This is a genomic window from Lentzea aerocolonigenes, from assembly GCF_000955955.1.
GTDB lineage: Bacteria > Actinomycetota > Actinomycetes > Mycobacteriales > Pseudonocardiaceae > Lentzea > Lentzea aerocolonigenes_A.
This window is the reverse complement of sequence record NZ_JYJG01000617.1, coordinates 1-1,668: the sequence shown is the minus strand read 5'-3', so window position 1 is coordinate 1,668 and position 1,668 is coordinate 1. Positions and strand designations below refer to the sequence as shown.

Annotated in this window: 1 protein-coding gene; it reads left to right on the top strand. The window is 68.6% G+C overall.

Features of this window, described 5'->3' with window-relative positions; all coding sequences use genetic code 11:
• Positions 1 to 1,519: glycoside hydrolase family 6 protein (locus UK23_RS47945; protein WP_045318546.1), on the top strand; the 1,519-nt coding region annotated here is incomplete at its 5' end.
• Between the last annotated feature and the right edge of the window lie 149 nt (positions 1,520 to 1,668).

The window sequence follows — 1,668 nt, the reverse complement described above, 5'->3', positions numbered from 1 at the left end:
CACCTTCCCCGGCACGCAGAAGGTGAGCCAGGGCTGGAGCGCGAACTGGTCGCAGTCGGGAGCGGACGTCACCGCGACGAGCATGTCGTGGAACGGCGGCCTGGGCACCGGGGCGTCGGCGGAGATCGGCTTCAACGGCAGCTACACCGGTTCCACCAACGCCGACCCGGCGTCGTTCTCGTTGAACGGCACGGTCTGCACCGGCCAGCAGCCGCCGACCTCGACGACCACCACGACCAGTGATCCGGGTCCCGGCCCCGGCCCGGGCAACCGCGTCGACAACCCGTACGTGGGCGCGAAGATGTACGTGAACCCGGACTGGTCGGCGAAGGCCGCCGCCGAGCCCGGTGGCAGCAGGGTCGCGAACAACTCCACCGGGGTGTGGATCGACCGCATCGCGGCGATCACCGGCACCGTCGACTCCCGTGGCATCGCGGGACATCTGGACGAGGCGGTGCGTCAGGCGGCGGGCTCACCGCTCACCATCCAGTTCGTCATCTACAACCTGCCCGGTCGTGACTGCTCGGCGCTCGCGTCCAACGGTGAGCTCAAGCCGACCGAGATCGACCGGTACAAGACCGAGTACATCGACCCGATCGCGGCGATCCTCGCCAAGCCCGCCTACAAGGACCTGAGGATCGTTACCACGGTGGAGATCGACTCCCTGCCGAACCTGATCACCAACGTCACGCCGCGCCCGACCGCCGTGCCGCAGTGCGACGTCATGAAGGCCAACGGCAACTACATCACCGGTGTCGGGTACGCGCTCGCCAAGCTCGGCGCGATCCCCAACGTCTACAACTACCTGGACATTGGCCACCACGGCTGGATCGGCTGGGACGACAACTTCGGTGCGACGGCCGAGCTGCTGTTCCAGGCCGCGAACGCCTCCGGCAGCACGAAGGCCAACGTGCAGGGCTTCATCGCCAACACCGCCAACTACGGCGCGGTGCGCGAGCCCAACTTCTCGATCAACGACTCGGTGGGCGGCAAGTCCGTGCGCGAGTCGAAGTGGGTGGACTGGAACCGCTACACCGACGAGCTGTCCTACGCGCAGGCGTTCCGGCAGAAAGCGGTGCAGGCGGGCTTCGACGCAGGCGTGGGCATGCTGATCGACACCAGCCGCAACGGCTGGGGCGGCGCGGCCCGTCCCACCGGGCCCGGGCCGCAGACGTCGGTCGACGCCTACGTGAACGGCGGCAGGCTGGACCGGCGCATCCACCTCGGCAACTGGTGCAACCAGGCCGGTGCGGGGCTCGGCGAACGCCCGAAGGCGGCACCCGCGGACGGCATCGACGCGTTCGTGTGGATGAAGCCTCCTGGCGAGTCCGACGGCGCGAGCAAGGAGATCCCGAACAACGAGGGCAAGGGCGCGGACAAGATGTGCGACCCGACGTACACCGGCAACGTGCGCAACGGCAACAACATGTCGGGCGCACTGCCGGACGCGCCGCTGTCCGGCAAGTGGTTCTCCGCGCAGTTCCAGGAGCTCATGCGCAACGCCTACCCGGCGCTGTGAGAGCAGACCTGCTCTGAGAGCAGCGCCGCTCTCGGAGCAGGTCTCCCGCGCGGCTTCCGCTCGCGCGGGAGCCGAACCGCCGCCGTCGTGGCCCGCATCCACGACGGCGGCGCCTCGCGTTCATGGAGCTTGATGAAGGGAACCTTCAT